The sequence below is a fragment of the Bradyrhizobium sp. WYCCWR 13022 genome, from assembly GCF_030435535.1.
GTDB lineage: Bacteria > Pseudomonadota > Alphaproteobacteria > Rhizobiales > Xanthobacteraceae > Bradyrhizobium.
On record NZ_JAUIZJ010000002.1, the window covers coordinates 1,234,572 to 1,254,670 of the forward strand.

Annotated in this window: 16 protein-coding genes; 9 read left to right on the top strand and 7 right to left on the bottom strand. The window is 62.1% G+C overall.

The window, feature by feature from the left end:
• Positions 1-10 precede the first annotated feature (10 nt).
• The 5 genes from QY049_RS07185 to QY049_RS07205 all read right to left on the bottom strand — a co-directional run bounded on the left by QY049_RS07185 (position 11) and on the right by QY049_RS07205 (position 7,565).
• A complete protein-coding gene (locus QY049_RS07185; protein WP_258762195.1) occupies positions 11-2,308 on the bottom strand; it encodes a heavy metal translocating P-type ATPase in 2,298 nt (765 codons plus the stop codon).
• A gap of 66 nt (positions 2,309-2,374) precedes the next feature.
• Positions 2,375-3,580, bottom strand: coding sequence for an efflux RND transporter periplasmic adaptor subunit (locus tag QY049_RS07190; protein WP_367401175.1), 1,206 nt, complete (start codon positions 3,578-3,580; stop codon positions 2,375-2,377).
• Positions 3,577-5,940, bottom strand: coding sequence for an ABC transporter permease (locus QY049_RS07195; RefSeq protein ID WP_258762196.1), 2,364 nt, complete (start codon positions 5,938-5,940; stop codon positions 3,577-3,579). Before QY049_RS07195 ends, QY049_RS07190 begins: the two co-directional genes overlap by 4 nt.
• A complete protein-coding gene (locus QY049_RS07200) occupies positions 5,937-6,674 on the bottom strand; it encodes an ABC transporter ATP-binding protein (RefSeq protein WP_194476597.1) in 738 nt (245 codons plus the stop codon). The genes QY049_RS07195 and QY049_RS07200 overlap by 4 nt, the downstream gene beginning before the upstream one ends.
• Before the next feature lie 54 nt (positions 6,675-6,728).
• Entirely contained in the window at positions 6,729-7,565 is an 837-nt protein-coding gene (locus QY049_RS07205; protein WP_258762197.1) for a universal stress protein, read from the bottom strand.
• A 203-nt stretch (positions 7,566-7,768) separates the two neighbouring features.
• On the opposite strand from QY049_RS07205, the gene QY049_RS07210 reads away from it, so the two are divergent.
• On the top strand, positions 7,769-8,155 hold the full coding sequence (locus tag QY049_RS07210) for a DUF302 domain-containing protein (RefSeq protein ID WP_258762198.1): 387 nt from the start codon (positions 7,769-7,771) through the stop codon (positions 8,153-8,155).
• Between the two features lie 73 nt (positions 8,156-8,228).
• Positions 8,229-10,640, top strand: coding sequence for a phosphoenolpyruvate synthase (ppsA, locus tag QY049_RS07215; protein ID WP_258762199.1), 2,412 nt, complete (start codon positions 8,229-8,231; stop codon positions 10,638-10,640).
• Between the two features lie 21 nt (positions 10,641-10,661).
• Here ppsA and QY049_RS07220 read toward each other — a convergent pair whose 3' ends face one another.
• The gene (locus QY049_RS07220; RefSeq protein WP_258762200.1) at positions 10,662-11,999 is read right to left on the bottom strand and encodes an agarase; all 1,338 of its coding nucleotides are present in this window, start codon (positions 11,997-11,999) and stop codon (positions 10,662-10,664) included.
• 177 nt (positions 12,000-12,176) lie between these two features.
• Between QY049_RS07220 and QY049_RS07225 the strand changes: the two genes are divergently transcribed.
• The 4 genes from QY049_RS07225 to QY049_RS07240 all read left to right on the top strand — a co-directional run bounded on the left by QY049_RS07225 (position 12,177) and on the right by QY049_RS07240 (position 16,528).
• A complete protein-coding gene (locus tag QY049_RS07225; protein WP_258762201.1) occupies positions 12,177-13,511 on the top strand; it encodes a GH1 family beta-glucosidase in 1,335 nt (444 codons plus the stop codon).
• Positions 13,508-14,485 carry a glucokinase gene (gene glk / locus QY049_RS07230; protein WP_258766996.1) on the top strand — a complete coding sequence of 326 codons (978 nt, stop codon included), beginning with the start codon at positions 13,508-13,510 and terminating at the stop codon, positions 14,483-14,485. The genes QY049_RS07225 and glk overlap by 4 nt, the downstream gene beginning before the upstream one ends.
• A gap of 1 nt (position 14,486) precedes the next feature.
• The gene (locus QY049_RS07235) at positions 14,487-15,443 is read left to right on the top strand and encodes a 1-phosphofructokinase family hexose kinase (protein ID WP_309493989.1); all 957 of its coding nucleotides are present in this window, start codon (positions 14,487-14,489) and stop codon (positions 15,441-15,443) included.
• A 119-nt stretch (positions 15,444-15,562) separates the two neighbouring features.
• On the top strand, positions 15,563-16,528 hold the full coding sequence (locus QY049_RS07240) for a metallophosphoesterase (RefSeq protein ID WP_258762203.1): 966 nt from the start codon (positions 15,563-15,565) through the stop codon (positions 16,526-16,528).
• On the opposite strand, the gene QY049_RS07245 is transcribed toward QY049_RS07240, so the two are convergent.
• Positions 16,509-16,997 (bottom strand): CDP-archaeol synthase, encoded by a 489-nt coding sequence (locus QY049_RS07245; protein ID WP_258762204.1) that lies wholly within the window; start codon positions 16,995-16,997, stop codon positions 16,509-16,511. The genes QY049_RS07240 and QY049_RS07245 overlap by 20 nt on opposite strands.
• Before the next feature lie 527 nt (positions 16,998-17,524).
• Between QY049_RS07245 and QY049_RS07250 the strand changes: the two genes are divergently transcribed.
• The 3 genes from QY049_RS07250 to QY049_RS07260 all read left to right on the top strand — a co-directional run bounded on the left by QY049_RS07250 (position 17,525) and on the right by QY049_RS07260 (position 19,675).
• Positions 17,525-18,601, top strand: a complete 1,077-nt coding sequence (locus QY049_RS07250; RefSeq protein WP_301269226.1) for an OpgC domain-containing protein — start codon at positions 17,525-17,527, stop codon at positions 18,599-18,601.
• 10 nt (positions 18,602-18,611) lie between these two features.
• Positions 18,612-18,818, top strand: a complete 207-nt coding sequence (locus tag QY049_RS07255) for a hypothetical protein (protein WP_258762206.1) — start codon at positions 18,612-18,614, stop codon at positions 18,816-18,818.
• Between the two features lie 98 nt (positions 18,819-18,916).
• Entirely contained in the window at positions 18,917-19,675 is a 759-nt protein-coding gene (locus tag QY049_RS07260) for an SDR family NAD(P)-dependent oxidoreductase (protein WP_258762207.1), read from the top strand.
• Positions 19,676-20,099: the final 424 nt, after the last annotated feature.

The following is a 20,099-nucleotide window of genomic DNA, read 5'->3' on the forward strand; positions in this document are numbered from 1 at the left end:
AATTGTGCCGCTAGGCCGGGGCCTGAGCCGACACGGCTTCGTAGATATCCTCCTCTTGGGCCGTGTGCATGCGCACCAGCGTCTCGATCGCCTCGATCACGCGTTGCGCGTCCCGCACGAGATAGCGGTCGATTTTCTCCGAGGGCATGTCCTCGACGATCCGGCTGAGCAGCCGGGCAAGATGCAGTATCTCCCGATGGGCGCGGCTCATGGCGGAGAGACCATGGCGCTCGCGCAGGACCTCTGCGAGCTTCGGATAGACGCTGTCTTCGTCATCGCGCTCGTGTTTCACGACGCTGCCCTGAACCACCCGCTGGGCTTCGCCAATCAATGTTCCGGCCGTTTCGGGGGGCACGTCGTCCAATGCATCGACGATCTTGCGCAGGCGGTCGAGGTCCCTGAACAGGGTCTGATGATCGTGATGCAAAGTCAGCCCCTGCTCCGGCGTGATGCGACGGCCGCCAGCGCCGAAGGCTGGAGTGAGCGCGCGCAGCGCGTTCAGGATGACGGCAACATCGATCACCTCCTGCACGATCGCCGCCGGCACCGGCGCTAGCCAGCCGAGAGTGGCGGCGATCATCGCCACCAGCGACAACCCCATGCCGACGACAATGCTTTGCAGGGCAATCCGCCGCGCCCGCTGCGCAATGATGATCGCTTCGCCCACACGGTCAAGGCGGTCGGCCAGGATCACCACATCAGCCGCCTCGGACGAGGCGCTGGCTCCCCGCGCCCCGAGCGCGACCCCGATGTCTGCCACGGCCAGCGCCGGGGCGTCGTTGATACCATCGCCGACCATGATGGTCGGATGCAGCCGTTGCTCGGCGCGCACCGCCTCGACCTTGTCGGAAGGAACGCGGTCCGCCAGCACGGCATCGAGGTCGAGCGCAGCACCGATGGCTTGCGCCGCCGCGGCACGATCACCCGTGACCATAACCATGCGCGCGATGCCCGCGTCGCGGAGCAACCGAATCGCTCTCGGCGTGTCGGCACGAAGTTCATCAGCCAGCAGCAACGCACCGATTGTACGTCCGTCCACGGCGACAAAGACTATCAGCGCCGAGCGCCACGAGGCGCGCCGGATTGCCCGCAGCTCCCACGGCAAGAGCTCAGCATTCGAGGAAAGCATCTGCCGCGATCCGGCCGTGACCTGATGTCCGTCGATCCGGCCGCTCAAGCCCGAGCCCATCGCCTCCTTGACCTGTTCGGGTGCTTTCAGCTCGAGGCGGCGATCGAGAGCCGCCGCCACCACAGTCTTTGCAAGCACGTGATGTGAAGCCTGCTCAAGCGATGCCCCGAGCCTGAGCACCTCGTCAGGGTCCCCTCCTGGCGCGACTTCGATCGACAGCAACCGCGCCCCTCCGACCGTCAAGGTGCCTGTTTTGTCAAACAACACGGTGTGCGCACGAGCCAGCGCTTCCAGCGCCCCACTGCCCTTGGCCAGAATGCCGCGGCGCGCCGCTTGCGCCACGCCGGCAATGAAAGCAACCGGTGCCGCGAGAATCAGCGGACATGGTGTTGCCGCGACGAGCACAGCGAGGCTGCGCGTCAGATCGCCGGAGATCCGCCACGCCACGAAGGCGATGACAAGCGTGACCGGCAGAAGGATCAGCGCGTAGCGATCGGCCAGTCGCACGAAGGGAGCTTTTGCAGTTTGCGCCGCCGTCACCATGCGCACGATGCCGGCATAGGTGCTCTCGCCAGCCGGCGCGGTCACGGTCAATTCGAACGTCTCACCCGCATTCAACGAGCCTGACAGAACGGCACTGCCACGCGCTTTTTCGACCGGGATCGGTTCGCCGGTCACGGCGGACTCGTCAATGGTAGCCGAAGCCGAGCCAACGATACCGTCGACCGGCACGATCTCGCCGGCCCGCACCAGAAGTTCTTCGCCGACCGAGATTGCATCGACTGCAACCTCTTCGATCCGCTCGCCGCTCTTGCGATGGGCCTGCCGCGGCGCACGATCGACCAGCGACCGCAGGTCGCGCTCCGCGCGTGCGACCGCGATGTCTTCCAGCACGTTGCCGCCGGAATACATCAACGCGACCACCGCCCCGGCAAGCGGTTGGCCAAGCGCCAACGCCGCGCTCATGGACAGCAGCGCAACGGCGTCCACCCCGAGGCGGCCGCTCAGAAAATCCCTGACGATGGAGACCGCAAGCCCTCCAATCACGGGCGCCGTGCCGAGTTCCCATGCAAGATCGGCGAGATCAGGCCGGCCGACGGCTCGCGCGAGAATACCTGCGACCAATCCCGCGATCGCAATCGCGACCAAGGCCCATCGCAGGACCCGCTCAAACGACATGATCTTATTCCCACGGTTGGCGACAAATCACACTCTTCCAAATCCGGCTTCGCCCATTGAGCAAGATCAACGCGTTCGTTGCGAGACCCTCTTGCCCGGCGCCACACGGTCACTGGGATAGACAATCACCTTTTCTCCCGGAGCCAGGCCGGAAGCGACTGCCGCTAGACGACCCGAGCGGCGCAAAAGCTCGAGTTGACGCAATTCGGCGCGCCCGTCCTTCGCGACGTAGACGTTCCAGCGCTCTCCTCGGCGAAAGAGTGCGCCAGATGGGACGATCGTCGCGTCGTCCTTTGCGAAGACGGTGATCTCAACGTCGACCTGATAGCCGTCGCCAAGCCGCGCCCACTGTCCCGGTGGCGACAGAAGATCGACGAGAACATTGACCCTTTGCTCCTCGACGCCAAGCGTAGAGACCTTGGTGAATGCCGCCGGCTCAACCCGGCGGACGCGGCCCCTCAATTTCCCCTCGCCGCCCCAATGGTCGATCGTGACATCAGCCCCCGCACGGATCTCGACTGCGTCGGTGCTGAGGACATCGGCCACGATTTCGAGATCTCTGGCGTCGCCGATGTCCAGAAGCGGCGTACCCGGCTGCACGGTCGTCTCGCTTGGCGTCGTCACCCCCAAAACAACGCCGGCGACCGGCGAAGCGACGCTCCAGCTTTCCGGTTGACCGTCGCCGTCGCTGCCGTAACGCGCCAGCAATGCGCGCATCTGACTGATCTCATGCCCGGCGGCGTGATCCTGAAATTCCGCCGCACGAAGATCCCGGTCAGCCAGGCGTGCCGCAAGTTCGGCACGTTCAAGGGTCTGCACCGTAGCGGCCCCTTGCTGGGCCAGGGTCCGCGCCCGCGTCAGATCGGTATTGGCCTGGTTGACCTGATCCCGCACCCGCTCGACAACTGCCTTGGTCCGCTCGAGGTTGGCTTCGGCCATTCCCAGCCTTTCCTCGACTTCCCGCCGGGTTCGTGGGTCCATCAGCGGCGCCGGCGATGGCCAGATCGTGGCGACGGCGTCGTTGACCTGCACCTGGTCGCCGACCTTGAAGCGGATCCGGCCTAACCGTCCTGCGAGCGGTGCAGCGACAACGTATCGCTCGCGCACGCGTGTCTTGCCGTCTTCATCGACGGTGGCGACGAAGCGTCCTTTCGTCACCGCGCTCGTCTCGACCGCCACCGGCGCTGGCACCAGAAGCCAGATCGCGATCCCGGCCGCGGTCAGAATTCCCGCAGCCATTCCAATGTGCCGGCCCGCGATGCGCATATTCATTCCCTGGCCTTGAGGGCTGCAACCAGATCGAGCCGGTCGACACGCGCCTTGACGATGTACGCACTGGCAACGGCCGCGAGCATCACGACGCCGGCTGCAATCAAGTAAGTCGTCGGGGCGACCACCGCAGGTATTTGAAAGCTCTCGTTGGAATGGAATCTCGCGATCAGATCGATGACAACGCGCGAAAGCGGCAGGCCGGCCGCAATGCCCAAAGCGATCTCTATGCTGAATTCGCCGAAAAGGATGCCTGCGACCTCACCACGGGTGAAGCCCAACACCCTCAAGCTGGCCAACTCCCATGCTCGCTCCTGCAGGCTGATGCGGGCACTATTGTAGACCACGCCCACCGTGATGATCGTGGCGAAAGCTGCAAGGATGCCGGCTGTTACAAAGATAAGCCCTGCGATTTTCTCCATGAAAGACGTGAGCGTATACGCTTTCATCGTCACGGATTCGATAGTGGGGAGGTTCTTTAACTTCCGCCCCAATGTCGTTACCGCCGTCGGCTCGACATACAGGCTCGCGGCCGAGACCACGGCGCCTTCGTCCGTGAAACGGTTCAGCGTCTCGATCTCCATGTAGGACGCCATTCCGATCGGTTCATCGACGACAGCACTGACCGGGATATCTCGCTTGCGACGCCGCCCCTCCATCGCTTCGATCGAGATGATGCCGCCGGCCTGCACATCGAGCCGCTCGGCAAGACGCCGGGTGAGCGTGATGCCGTCGGGCCCGGCCGCGATTGGGCGCAGCATGGCGTCATGCGGCCGGCGCAGTTCGTCCCCGACAGCCAGGCCGATCACAGATGTCAGATAGCTGCGTTGCCCGGCGCGAAGCCGTACCGGCACCATGCGCTGGCCTTCAACCGCTAGTACGCCGGGCTCGCGAGCCAGGTCGCGAATGATCGAGCGATCCATCGGATGCGGAAACGTGACCGTCGTATTTCCGCGCTCCACCAGATTGAACTGCAGATCAATCATCTCGCCGATCGCGTCGTGCCAGAATATCCCAAGCACCATCATTGGCACGGCAAGGGCCACCCCCGCCACGGTCAGCAGGGAACGGAGTGGGCGTCCAGCGGTATTCCGCAGGACCATCATCCGGCGCGATCTCGCGACATTACGTGGCAGCAGGGCCTCGATCCAGGATCGGCGAAAGTCGAGCGGCGCGGCCGGCCGCATGGCGACCGCGGGCGCAAGGCGAACGACCTGCCGCAAGGCGGTCAAAACGCCGAGAGACGCCGCGGTTGCGCTGATCACAATGCCCAACACCGCTGACCAGGGAGCGAGCGCAAAAGTCAATTCGGGCAGATGAAAAAATCCTCGATAACTTGCGATCATTGCCCTTCCAAAGCCCCAACCGGCGGCAATCCCGAGTACCGACCCGATCAACACGATAACGAGAACCAGCTTCAGATAGTGCAGGCTCAACGCAGTCGTGGGAAAGCCCAGCGCCTTCAATGCGGCGATCTGCTCGCGCTGCACCGCAACCAGCCTGCCGAGCGCGCTGTTGAGCAGGAACGCGGCGACGCCGAAGAAAATGAAGGGAATAGTCGTCGACATCACCTTTTGCTGATTCAATTCGTCTTCGAGAAATCTGTTGGACGGCTGATCCCGCCGCTCGACCGCGCCAACCGATCCATACGGTTCGAGCAGCCGGTCCAGTTCATCGATCACCGGCTTGGGGTCTGTGCCCGGCGTCAGCGAAATGACCGCGTCGTTGAAGGCTGCCTTCATGTCGAAGCCGGCTTCCGCCGCGCTGCGGTCCACCCAGAGAATTGCATAGAGCCGGTCGTCCGGAATCGGCAGCCCCAGCTTGACGGCGTAGACATATTCGGCTGAGAGCGCCACGCCTATAACGTGAAACGCCTCCACCTTTCCGTTCAGCAGCACGCGGATCTCCTCGCCTGGCTTCACTCCATTGGCTTCCGCGAACGCCTCATTGACCGCGGCGTCCTGCGAGAAGCCGGGTTCGGGCGCCATGCCTCGTCGCAAATGCAGCCGGGCAAGGGTCTCGTCCCCGGCATGTACGAGCGACACCATGCGGGCCGAGACCGGCTGCGAGGCCGCCGGCCAGTCGACGATGACTTCACGAACAATGCGGGGATCGACGGCGGCGACTCCGGGAATCGCGTTGAGCTGCGTGACGATCGACAACGGTGCGCGCTTGAGTGTCACGAAGACCTGCGGAAACCGCGTCGTCGCGTAGAATCGCTCCACTGCTGTGTCGAGGGACTCGTATGTCGAGACCGATCCCACGAAGACGGCGATGCCGGCGGCAACCAGCAAGGCGATGGTGAGCACCTGCCCCCGCATGGCACCGATGTCGCGCCGCAGTTTTCGATCGAGCAAGCTCACCACCGCACCTCTTCCGCCGAGAGCCGGTGTGTATTGCGCTCCTCGCCGACAATCCGCCCGCCGCCAAGCCGCAGCACGCGGTCTGCCATGCCCGCGATCGCCGCATTGTGCGTGATGATGATGGTCGTCGTGCGGAGCCGCTCATTGGCGCGTGCGATGGCTGCAAGCACCACCTTGCCCGTCTCGCAATCCAGCGCACCGGTCGGTTCGTCGCACATCAGGACGTCGGGCGACTTGACGATGGCGCGGGCAACTGCGACGCGCTGCTGTTCGCCACCCGACAGTTGCGAGGGAAAGTGGTCGATCCGCTCTTCCAGCCCGACAAGGGTGATCGCCTCGAGCGGATCGAGAGGCTTCTCCGCTATCTCGTTCACCAGTGCAACGTTCTCCAGCACCGTAAGGCTTGGGATGAGGTTGTAGAACTGAAAGACAAAACCTACATGTTCGCGCCTGTAACGCGTCAACTCGGCGTCGGTCGCCCCGACCAGATTGTGGTCTCGCCAACGAGCCTCGCCGGACGTCGGACTGTCCAGGCCTCCCAGAATGTTCAGCAAGGTCGACTTGCCCGATCCGGACGGCCCAAGGAGCACGACGAACTCACCCTCAAAGATGTCGAGATCGACGTCGCGTAGCGCATGCACGTCGATCTCTCCCATTCGATAGGTCTTCGAAAGCCCCCTGGCGTGAAACACCGGGGATCCGCTGCTATCCGGCTTGGGCGGATGGACATCCATCAGCATAGTCCGCTTACGGCCGCCCTTCAGTAGCTTGGCCGATTACCGATCGGTTCAATGCGACAACAGCACGGGAATTGGCGGCCTCGTCAGTATGCTGCGGGTCGCGCCTCCCAATATGAACTCTCGTAAGCGGGAATGACCATACGCCCCCATGACGAGCAGATCCGCCCTGCGGGAAGCTATCTGAGCCGCGAGAACCTCGCCGATGGCTTGTCCCGCGGCATTGACTTCCTCGACGACCACGTCGATGCCATGACGCGAGAGATTCTTCGCAAGTTCGGACGACGAGCGTCGGCTCGATATCGCCTTCTCGTTGGTCACCGTGAGAATGAACACCTCTCGCGCTTTCTCCAGGATCGGGATCGAATCGGAGACGGCGCGTGCCGCCGCGCGGCTGAAGTCCCACGCAACGATCACCCTGTTGAGTTCGGCTTCCTTCGAGGCAGTCGCCTCCGGTAGCACCAGCGTCGGTCTTCCCGAACCGAATATGATCGCTTCAGCATACCATTGGTCATAGGATTCCGGCACCGGCACGATGGTGAGATCGCGCAGCCGCGCATAGTCCACCAGGAGGTCCGGGACTTCGGACGTCAGACAACGCTCGAGAATGGTCTCGTGCAGCAGCCCCGATTTCGTAGCCGCCGCTTCAAAAGTCGCCAGCAGTTCCTGCGCATTTTTCCTGCTCTTGTGAGCTTCACCGGCCACGATCGATCCGACATTGCCGACCCCAGACAGGAAGGTCCCGGGTATTTGCACATGGACTTCACACGAGATCGCCGCGACGTGGGCTCCAAATAGTGAGACGAGCGATACGGCGCGGTCGATTACCGAAACCGGCGTCGGCTCGGGATAGCTGGTCAAGGTGAGCAGAACGTCCCTTACGGCCATCGCGTGTCTCCGAACTTTCGATTATGGTATCAGCGCCGCATCCGGGTCGATTGATCTAAGTCAGAACGCCTTCGGTTCGGCCCCTGCCGCCAAACGTCCGATCACCGGCCCACGCCGCGACCTCGAGTCCGCTCATTTGACCCAAATCAAGCGGCCGTACGTCGGTCGGCTTGATAAAGCTCCGGTGACGAGGAGGACACGAGATGGCCTACTATTTCAGCAAGACACTGCCGGTTGGCTTCGACGCTGCGTCGCAGCGCGTAACGGAAGCGCTCAAGCAGGGCGGCTTTGGCATCATCACGGAAATCGACGTCAAGCGAACGTTCAAGGAGAAGCTTGGCACCGACTTTCGAAACTATCGTATCCTTGGCGCATGCAATCCGAAGCTCGCCTATGAGGCCCTGCAACTGGAGGACAAGGTCGGCACGATGCTGCCGTGCAATGTCGTAGTCCAGGAAATCGCTCAAGATCGCACAGAAATCGCGGCCATTGATCCCGTCGCATCGATGCAAGCAATCGACAATCCCGAGCTCAAGGCATCAGCCCAGCGTGTCCAGACGCTGCTGCGGAAGGTGATCGAGAGCTTGTAGGAAGCCCATCCAAGCCGTTGGAAGGCTTGATCTGCCTCAAGCGGGAAAAGCCGTCACCTGATCTGCTGCTTCCATGTCCTCGTATATCAGATCCTTCCTCGAACTCGGTTTGGGCGACGTCGGCCTGGTCGGCGGCAAGACGGCTTCGCTGGGCGAACTTTACTCAGCTCTCGCCTCGCAAGGGATTTCGGTCCCCGACGGCTTTGCGATCACGGCCGACGCCTATCGCGAGGCGCTGTCGCGGCACAACGTCGCAGATGCGCTTCACCAGCTTCTCGACGGAGTGGACAAAAGCAAGATCAAACAGCTCGCCAGCAAAGCTGCGAAGGCTCGAGAGATCATCTATCACGCGATGGACACGCCCCTTCTCCGCCACCAGGTCGTGGAAGCGTACCGGCAGCTCGAGCGCGAGTCCGGGACCGGAGTTGCCGTTGCCGTGCGAAGCTCTGCGACCGCCGAGGATCTTCCGAACGCGAGCTTCGCAGGCCAGCACGAAAGCTATCTCAACGTACGTGGGCCGGAGGATCTGTTCGAAGCCTGCCGGCGCTGCTTTGCGTCCATCTTCACCGACCGCGCGATCTCCTATCGCATCGACAAGGGCTTCGATCATTTCAAGGTCGCACTCTCCGTAGCCGTGATGAAAATGGTGCGCTCCGATCTGGCGGCCAGCGGCGTCGTCTTCACGCTCGACACCGAATCCGGCTTTCGCGACGTCGTCTTCGTCACAGGCGGCTACGGTCTCGGCGAGACCATCGTTCAGGGCCAGGTCGATCCGGACGAGTTCTACGTCCACAAGCCGACGCTGAGCCTGGGATATCGCTGCGTCCTGAGGCGACGGTTGGGCGCCAAGCAGATCCGCATGATCTACGGCAAGCGCGGCAGCGATCATGCAACGCTCACCCGCAATGTTCCGGAAGCCGAACGCCGGAAGTTCTGCATCTCCGATCCGGAAGTGCTGAGCCTTGCCGAAATCGCGCTCCGGATCGAGGCCCACTACTCCCAACATGCCGGCGTCGCGATGCCGATGGATATCGAATGGGCCAAGGACGGCACTGACGGGAAGCTCTACATCATTCAGGCGAGGCCCGAGACGGTAGCCTCGCGGCGCTCCGCAGACGTGTACGAGACCTATAATCTGAAAGCGCATGGCCCCGTCATCGTCAGCGGTCGCGCGGTGGGCGAGAAGATCGCGTCCGGACGGACGCGCCGCGTCGTGACCGCGCGCGACCTCGCTGCCTTCAAACCCGGCGAGATCCTGGTGGCCCCGGCGACCAGTCCGGACTGGGAGCCGGTCATGAAGATCGCGGCCGGCATCATCACCGACAAGGGCGGCCGCACCTGCCATGCCGCCATCATCGCGCGCGAGCTGGGCATCCCCGCCGTTGTGGGGACCACGCTCGCGACCGAAAAGATCAAGACCGGGACCGAAGTCACGATCTGCTGCGCCGAGGGCGACGTCGGCAGCGTCTATCAAGGAAAGGCCGGCTTCGACGTGACCAGGACGCCGGTGAGCGAGTTGCGGCAGCCGCGCACGGCCATCATGGTGAATGTCGGCACCCCGGAGATGGCGTTCCGGACCGCAATGCAGCCGCAGGCCGGGGTCGGCCTCGCCCGCATGGAGTTCATCATCAGCGAGCATATCGGGGTTCACCCGATGGCGTTGCTCAAGCCGGATCAGGTCAAGTCAGCCAGGGCGCGTGCCGCGATCGCGCGTCTCGTGAGGGGCTTCACGAGCCCCGCCGACTTCTTCGTTCAAAGACTGGCAGAAGGTGTCGGCACCATCGCTGCGGCATTCTATCCGAAGCCTGTGATCGTGCGGCTTTCCGACTTCAAGACCAACGAGTATGCCAGCCTGATCGGCGGCGAAGGCTTCGAGCCCCGGGAAGAGAACCCGATGCTGGGTTTCCGGGGCGCCTCTCGCTACAGCCATCCTGCCTATGCCGAAGGATTTGCGCTGGAGTGCGCCGCACTCCGCCGGGTGCGGAAGGAAATGGGTCTCTCCAACCTGCGTATCATGGTGCCGTTCTGCCGAACGGTCGAAGAGGGCCGGCGCGTGATCGCGACGATGGCGGCAAATGGATTGAAGCGCAGCGACGACGGTCTTGAGATATACGTGATGTGCGAGATTCCGAACAACGTGATCCAGATCGATGCTTTTGCGGAATTGTTCGACGGCTTTTCGATCGGCTCCAACGATCTCACCCAGCTCACGCTGGGAGTCGACCGGGATTCCGACATCGTGGCCTTCGATTTCGACGAGCGCGATCCTGGAATGCTGGAGATGTTCCGGCAGGCGGTGGTCGGCGCCAAGCGTAACGGTCGCCATATCGGCATCTGCGGCGAGGCGCCCGCGAACTACCCGGAGATCGCGCGTTATCTGACAGGGCTTGGCATCGACTCCATCAGCGTCAATCCGTCGAGCGTGTTCCGGACCATGGCTGCCGTGTCGGACGCCGAGGCCACTCTCCCACAGTCCGCGACGTAACGCTTTGGCCCATTATCGCAATCAGACTGCAGCCGGGACGGCCGCAGCGTGGATACGTTCCGCCGCGGCATTGACCTTGGTCATCATCTGCGTCAGTTCGTCATAAACTTGGTCGTCGATGGTCACCAGGCCGAAATTGGAATCCTCGCCGTCAAAGCGACCCTCGGCCGGCTGATCCGCATGCTCGAACCAGTGATAGCCGACCACATTCGGCTTGCTGAGGGCTGCCGCGACGTAGCCTTCGAAGGCCCGGGCACGTTCGGTCTGGGTTGGCACCCGCGGTCCGCCCCCTCTGGAATTCGCCAGGCCCGCATCGTCGCCGCGGAACGAGAATTCCGAGATCAGGCACGGCTTGCCGGTGGCAGCATAAGCGTCGATGACAGGACCTGGATCGAAGTCGTAGCAATTGAAGGAAACGACATCCAGGTGACGCCCGGCCGCGGCAATCACGCCGCTGAGCGGTTGATATCCGAACCGGGAGCCGAGCACGAGATGATTGGGATCGGCGGCCTTGATCGCCGAGACGCACAGTTCGAAATACTTGTCGGCCACCACGGCCACAAAGGCATCGCAATCGGCAGAGAAGGCCTCGCGGGCGCGATCCGTCAGATTCGCCTTGGTCTCGAGCGCATCGTTCAGAACGCCAGGCCGGAGTCTGACAAAGGGCGCCGCGATGTGTTCGATCCTGCCGAGTTCGTCCCAGGATCGTGCCTGTGTGCGCCATACCGAATTGAACTGAGAAAACTCTCGATAATGCTCGTGCAGACCCGCGATTGCGGCAATCCTGCCTGGACGATGAGATGGCAGGTTCAGAAACAGCGTCAAGAGTTCGTCGGTGCCGCGCCAGTCCGGCGACCAGTAGAGTTCGTTGTCGATGAAGGTCCCGAGCAAGCCGGGGTCGTTGCGCCGGTGCTTGCAGCGTTGCTCGGCGCTCACACGGATATGCGCCGAGAATTCGGGATCGTAGACGTCCGGAAAGATCTGATCGCGGCGATGCAGGCGGAAGGACGCACCGAGCTCCGTGGTTGGCGTGCTCGCCAGCAATCGCGATCCCGCACCGGCGACGAGCTCGTCCGACCAGCAGCCGACAGTGTTGAAATTCCAGCGCGCCAGCCGGTCGGCGGCCGCGGCGCGCCAGATGTGGGGGCTGCCGTATTTGGCCATGCAGGCCTTGGCGTAGGGCACGCGATCGGTCTGTCCGACATGGTCCTGATCGAAACGGATGGTATTGACACCTTTGGAGAGAAAGCGGCCACCGTCAGGATCGATTAGCCAGAAAACGCCGTTGTGCTCGGCGACACGGAAGAAGCCGCTTCCGCTGACGCCATCGACGACCCCTCCCCACTTCGTTCTCTGCAACTGCGGACCCCGGCAACGGACCAAGACTAACCATTCATCGCACGGTCCTGCCCAGGTCTTTTGACTTGTCTCAATACCATCCAGAACCTGCCTGGCTATCAATCTAACAGATGCTTGAAATCAACGACCACACCGGCGTGGCGCGGCACAGGTAGAGCAGGACCAAGCAGGTCGTCCATGTCGACAATTCGACTGCCGAACACCGCCAGTCTGCGTCCCGATTTTATCTGGGGCGTTTCCACCTCGAGCTTTCAGATCGAGGGAGCAACGCGGGAGGACGGCCGCGGCCCCAGCATCTGGGATATTTACTGCCAAAGCGGCACGATCAAGAATCACGATACCGGCGACGTCGCGTGTGACCACTATCATCGCCACCGCGAAGATGTGGCCCTGATGAAAGACCTTGGCGTGCAAGCGTATCGGTTCTCGATAGCTTGGCCACGCATCCTGCCGCAGGGCCGCGGAGCCGCGAACGAGGCCGGTCTTTCTTTCTACGATCGCCTGGTCGACGAGCTCCTGGCCGCCGGCATCGAACCGTGGATGTGCCTGTACCATTGGGACCTGCCGCAGGCTTTGGAGGAGCGGGGCGGCTGGCAGAACCGCGAAATGGCGACTTGGTTCGCCGACTATGCGGCTCTGGTCGCCACCCGCTTCGGCGACCGGGTCAAGCAATTTGCGACGCTCAACGAGCCATCGATCTTCAGCCTGTTCAGCCGATCACTCGGCAAGCGGGATCGCAGCAGCGAGGACAAGCTGCATCGCATGATCCACCACGTCAATCTTGCGCACGGCGCCGCGGTAGATGTTGTCCGGGCAAACGTTGCCGGCGCCTCAATCGGGTGCATCCACAATCGGCAGCCATGCCGGCCCTCCAGTGACGGCGAGGCCGATAGAGCCGCGGCTGCACGTCTGGACATCTATTGGAACAGCGCCTTCCCGGACCCCCAATGCCGTGGTGCGTATCCGACGCAGATGCGGGCAGCGATCGAGCCACATCTGGAGCCCGGCGACCTCTCGCGCATTTGTCGGCCGGTCGATTGGTTCGGACTGAACCACTACAGCCCGGTCTATGTGAAGGCAGATGCGGATTCGATGCTGGGCTACGACTTCGGCGACAAGCCCGCTGGAGTCCCCTTGACACCGATCGATTGGCCGATCGATCCCAAGGCTTTCAGCGACACGTTGCGGAGTGTCCACGAGCGCTATGGCCTGCCGATCTACGTCCTCGAGAACGGATACGGAAATTCCGACCAGCCTGACGTGACCGGCGCGGTGATCGACACTGGCCGAATGGAGTTCCTGAGGGACTATGTCGACGCGATGAATGCCGCCGCCTCTCGCGGCGTCGACGTTCGCGGCTATTTCGTCTGGTCGCTGCTCGACAACTTCGAATGGGATTCCGGATACAGCATCAGGTTCGGCCTGACTTATGTGGATTATGCATCGCTGCGGCGAACACCAAAATCCTCGTTCGCCTGGTATGCAGGGCTGATCAAGGCGGGGCGGCCATGATGAAGGCGCCCCTTCCAGCGCGAACGACCCTGCTCGCCGATATCGGTGGGACCAACGCCCGCTTCGCACTTCTGACCGACGGCAAGCTCAGCACGATCGCGCACACGGCCGTCAGCAATCACGGCACCTTTCCGGAGGCGCTCGCCGCCTATCTCGGCGACAGGGCGAAGGCCGGGGCAATTCAGCACGCAATCCTTGCTGCCTCCGGCCCGGTTCAGAATGGCCGTTGTGCGCTCACGAACAACTCCTGGGTGATCGATGCAGAGCAGTTGCGCGGAGCCCATGGCTTTTCGTCCGTACGCCTAATCAATGATTTCGAGGCGGTTGCGTTGGCACTGCCCCATCTTGCCCCAGGCAGTCTGCTGCAACTGGGTGGACGCGATCGGGTCGCGGGAGCGCCCCTTGCGGCGATCGGCCCCGGCACCGGCCTTGGCATGGCGGCCCTCATATCGCACGCAGACCGTCAGATCGTTCTTTCCGGCGAAGGCGGCCATTCCACGATGGCAGGTGGCTCATTGCGCGAGGACGCCGTGATCGCACACTTGCGCCAGCGATTCGGGCATGTCTCGTCCGAGCGCCTGCTGTCAGGCGCAGGATTGGAAAATCTCCATGACGCTCTTGCTTCTGTCGACGGGGTAACCGTTCCAAAACGCCACGCGGCCGACATCACGTGCGCCGCAATCGAGGCGACTTGTGCCACCAGCCGTGCCGCTGTCGACATGTTCTGCGCGATGCTGGGATCGGTCGCAGGCAATTTTGCGCTCGCGGTCGGTGCGAGAGGTGGCGTGTTCATCGGCGGAGGTATCTTGCGCCATATGCCCGACTACCTTGCTGCGTCCCAATTTCGAATGCGCTTCGAAGCAAAGGGGCGTCTCAGGACATTCCTGGAGCCAATACCAGCCTATCTCATCCTGGATGACGACGTCGCGTTCACCGGCCTTCGCGCGCTGATGGAGGTCGACGGCCTTGGCTGAGATGCCGCCAATCCAGATCGTGACGTTGACCATCAACCCGGCGGTCGACATCTCGACTTCGGTCAGGAAGATGGTCCCCTTCACCAAAATGCGTTGCGCGGAAGCTCAGCGCGATCCCGGCGGCGGCGGAATCAACGTCGCAAGGGTTCTGACGCGGCTCGGTATCGACACGATCGCGGTCTACCCGGCCGGCGGCGCCACCGGACAAATCCTCGCAGCACTGGTTGAACGCGAGTCCGTGCGCAGCATCGTGATCCCGACCTCGAACGATACCCGCGAGGACATCACCATCTTCGACGAGACAACCCGCGAGCAGTTTCGCCTGGTCTTTCCGGGCGCCTTGCTCAGCGAATTCGAATGGCAGCAGTGCCTCGACGCACTCGCACGCATCAGTTCCCAAGCCGGGTTTGTCGTCGCAAGTGGCAGCCTCCCCCCCGGAGTACCAGCCGACTTCTACGGCAAGGCGGTCCGGGCGTCGAAAGGGGCAGCCAGGGTCATCGTTGATACGACCGGCGCCGCGCTGAAGGCCGCCCTAGATGCCGGCGTTTATCTCATCAAGCCCAATCTTCACGAGTTTCAGGATCTCGCCGGGATTGGCACCGAGGATGAACCCTCGCTGCTCGAAGCAGGACGCAAACTGTTCGATCGTTACAGCATCGAGATCATCGCACTCTCGCTGGGGTCGCAGGGCGCTCTGCTCCTGACGCGCGACATCGCTTTGCGGGCAAATGGCCTCCCGATCGAGCCAGTGAGCGTTTCCGGCGCCGGCGACAGCTTCGTGGGTGCGATGGTGTCGAGCCTTGCACGAGACGACAATCTCGAAGCCGCTCTGCGCTATGGCGTCGCCGGCGGTTCGGCGGCACTGCTGAGCCCCGGCACGGGGCTATGCTTGAGAGAGGACATCCATCGTCTCGCGTCCAGCGTGAACGTAACAGCTATCGCCGGCCGTCATGCCTAGCAACAAGGCCCATCAACCGCCTGGCGAACGCAGCCGGTTGACAGACAACTATCCGCGGCTGTCAGAATGGGTCGCTTCAACCCGTTGGGTTGATTGCCACGAAACCGAAGGGGCAGCAGGTGGAGGACGAACTGCTTTCAAAACTTGAGAAGCGCCTGGGGCGAATTCACGCCCGGCAGCGACTCGGCATAGAAACCGATCATGAAGCGCAGATCTTCGGCCAGGGCCTCAACTTCTTCCACATCGAGAACTGGTACTCCGTTCATTCGTTGATACGACATGTTCTGAAGCTGTCCGGGCTCTACTGGCGCGGTTGCCGAAATGCCGAGAGCGTTGTCGTCAAGCATAACGCGATCGAATGTGCCACCTTACCGACTCTGTTCGACGGCTTCACAATTCTTCATATCAGCGATACCCACGTCGATATGAGCCAGCGTGCCATGCGGCGCGTCGTAGAGCTGGTCTCAGGCATGGACTATGATTTATGCGTCCTGACCGGCGACTATCGTGGCAAGACTTTCGGAGCGTACGACGCGGCGCTGGAAGGCATGGCACGGGTGACCGCTCACCTGAAGCAGCCCATTCTCGGCGTGCTCGGCAATCACGACACGATCAGGATGCTGCCCGGTCTGGAGGCAATGGGCATACGCATGCTCCAGAACGAATGCGCGACGATCGTGCGCGGCGATCAGGAGATATTCGTCGCAGGGATCGACGACGCGCACTATTTCAGAGTCGACAACATCGAGAAGGTCGCGTCGGATGTCCCCGACGGAGCCTTCTCGGTCCTGCTGTCCCACACGCCGGAAATCTACCGGCAAGCAGCGCATGCCGGCTTTGACGTGCTGCTGAGCGGACATACGCACGGAGGACAGATCTGCCTTCCGGGGTCGATTCCCATCACGCTCGATTCGGTGCTGCCGCGTCGGTTCGGATCCGGCGCCTGGCGCTATCGCGATATGGTCGGCTACACGTCCGTGGGTGCGGGATCGAGCGTCGTGGCAGTCCGCTTCAACTGCCCGCCGGAGATCACGCTGCATCGCTTGTGCCGGCCCGCCGATCGTTTCAATACGGCTGATCCCTGATACGCAACACGTACAGCAGGCGGGAGATCGCGAGCTCGCCGACAAAGAACATCAAGACAATCACTAAGATCCCGGCGTAACTCAGGCCGAGACTCTCCCGGCAAGCGAGGAGCGGGAACAGCGATTCCGGAACCTGGTCCAAACCCAACGCCTGGCTGCTAGGCGGCATGTTCATCCGCCGCTTCAAGAAGCTGGAAAGCAGGTCCCCCGCCATCGCGACGATGGCCATGAGGGCTCCCAATTCGTAACCCAGTCCAAGCATGACCCCACCAACCGCGGTCACGGCGATTGACGCAACGATACCGCGGACGGTCTTCGAGGCACCGAATACCGGGCGGCCGTCGAAGAGCAAAAACCCTCCATCCAGTGCGAACGCGAAGCGAGGACCGAAGAGCTTCTTGGCTACGACCGGCGACCCGTTTGCGAGCGTCAAGAGAGCAATTGAATAGAGGATCGGCATCGCAGCCATCAAGCATCTCGCGGACAGCATCGGGGTATGAGAAGCGGACACATCGGCAGATCGCAGCCCGTCTCAATCCTTGGAGTGAGGCAACATCCGGACGAGGGTGCGGTCGTGCAATACCCAATGATGAATGAGCGTGGCAGCCGCATATCGAAGCCTCTCATCACAACAGACCAAACGCCGATCATATCGTTGAGGTGAATCGAGCAGGTCGAGCCCAAGTCTATGTTTAGCCTCACCAATCGGCACACCGATAAAAACGCCGCCTGCTTAAATGACCGCAGGCGGCGGCTTTCCAGCCCCGGGAGGACGATGCAAAACCCGGTAAGCGGGATACTGCACGATTTGGGCCGACAGCCACTTTGCTGTAGATCAAGACTCCTGCAGCCAAATAGCCGCAGTTTGAAACTGTTGCGGATCGGCCCCGCTCTGCAGCAGGGTCACGCGAGGGGGTATTTTGAATCTTGCAGATTGTTGTAACGAAGGCACCAAGGAGTTCACAGATAGCGGCTCATCCCAGCGATGATCGTGACTTGCGGCTCGACGCTTGTCGCGGGCTGGCGCTCTGGTTTGTCTTCATCGACCACATCCCTGGCAATGCCCTCGACTGGTTGACCATTCGCAACTACGGCTTTAGCGACGCCTCCGAAGTATTCGTATTCGTGTCGGGCTATACGTGCATGGTCTCTTATGGCGGCACGCTGCAAAGTCGAGGTTGGCCAACCATCATCGCACGCAGCTTGCGACGCAGCTTCGAAATCTACGTTGCGTTTCTGCTGCTGGTCATCATCTATCTCGTTCTGGCTTGGCTAAGCGGTTCCTATCTGGACGAAACCAACACAAGACACTTTTTCAACGATCCGGGGATAGCCCTTATCCACCTCCTGGCTCTTCAGTACGCTCCCGTCAACACCGATATCTTGCCCACGTTCGTCATCCTGCATTTCGCATTTCCGCTCGTGCTGTGGCTCATAGCCCGTAGTGCAGCAATCGCACTCGCTGCATCGTTCATGCTTTACCTGATGGTGCAGCTATATAGCTGGCACATGCCCGCCTGGCCGGCTGGCGAGCTCTATTTCAATCCCTTCGCATGGCAGATCCTGTTTGTGGTCGGAGCTTGCTCCGCCGGTCCGCGCGCCCCGTATTTCTCTGCTCTCTTGCGACACCGAGCCACGATATCAATCTCCGCGGCTTATGTTCTGTTCAGCCTCATCGTCGCCTTGAGTTGGCGCCTGGATGGGTTCAAGTGGCTGATCCCGCAAATGATCGAAGACTGGCTCTATCCGATCTATAAGAGTCATTTGGATCCGGCTCGACTCATCCACTTTTTGGCAATCGTTGTTTTGTTGACGCGCTTCGTGCCGCCGAACCGGAACCGTTCACCCGGGCCTTGGGCGACGGCGCTGATCCGTTGTGGCGAAAACTCGCTCTCCGTCTTTTGCTTCAGTGTTCTCGCTTCTTTTGTGGCATTTGTTGTTTTGAACCAGGTGTCCGGTCGGCTGCCGATGCAAGCTGCGGTCAGCGCTTTGGGCATTGCGCTTATGATAGCGATTGCCAACCTTCTTACATGGGAGGCTAAGCTTGACCGGCGGGGTCCAGAATTGTTCTAGGTTTAAATAGTTGACCTCGATCGACTTCAAGCGGGAACCAGGGGCGCCGCGTATGCTGGGTCAGTTCATGGGCGATCCAGACCACGTCGCGCGCGCGGCCGGACGCATCGAGCGCCTCGGCATTGCCACGATTGCCGGCGCCGCGAATCCCCGAGACATCGAGCTCGTACGCTCTTTGACTGCAATCCTGCCTTCAGTTTTTGGGGTACGCAACTGACATTCTGACCTATGCACCTCATGGACGGAATCGCTAAGGTCTGGAAAAGAGTCGGCGCGCGGCCCGTCGCGGCGCCCGCAACAAACTGAGAGGCTCCCATGGCTGCCACCTATTCCGACCTCGCCGGCAAGGTCGTGCTCGTCACTGGAGGCGCAGCGGGAATTGGTGCTGCAATCGTGCGGCGGTTCGCGGAGCAGAAATCCAAGGTGGTGTTCTTCGACATCAAGGTCGACGAGGGCCAACGCCTGGCGCGCGAGCTGTCGAATCGAGGACTGGCTGCGCATTTCCAGCGCGTCGACCTAACCGACATCCCGGCACTGCGCGCCGGCGTCGCGGAGGCACGCAAGGCGCACGGCGCGATCAACATCCTGATCAACAACGCCGCGCATGACGAACGGCACAAGACCGAGGAGATGACGCCGGAATATTGGGACGATCGCATAGCCGTGAATCTGAAGCATCAGTTCTTCGCATCGCAAGCCGTGCTGCCGGACATGAAGGCGGCGAACGCCGGCGCCATCATCAATTTCGGCTCGGTGTCGTGGATCGCCGGACAAGGCGGCATGGCGGCCTACACCGCAAGCAAATCGGGCGTGATCGGCCTGACGCGCTCGCTGGCACGCGACTACGGTCCCTACAACATCCGCGTGAACGCGATCGCCCCGGGCTGGATCATGACCGAACGCCAGCTCGAGAAATGGATGACGCCGGCCGGCGAGGTCGAACTGCAGCAGCGGCAGTGCCTGAAGCGCCGGCTCGTGCCGGACGAGGTCGCGAAATTCACCATTTTCCTCGCCTCCGACGAGGCCTCCGCCTGCACCGCTCAACACTACATCGTCGATGGCGGCTGGGTCTGACATGCACCTCCGCGCCGGTTGGGACCGGGGCAGCGCGGCACTCAGTCTACAGCGCCCGCGCGTCACTTCGGATACCGGTCGTCCTCGGATCTGCACGCTGGACGCAGCTTCGCGTTCTCGCGGCACATTCCGCCCGAGCTTTGCTGGTCGTTCGCCCCTCTCTAAACCCAAGAGGGCGCAGGGAAGACCGGGTGCCGACCTCGCACCCGCGGTCCGCTGCGCGAAAAATGTAGCGCAGGAAAACCGCACAGCAGCATACAGGTGGTGCCAATCACTCGGCCTTCCCTGCGCGATGGTTTGACGGCTTATGCCGTGCTCTCCCGGGAGCCGAATTCCTTCTGGCCTCCCTCGCCCGCAGATTGACGATGCAGTTCACCCGGTTGGGCTCCCCGCACCTCCGCGACGGCTTGACCGTAGCGACGAC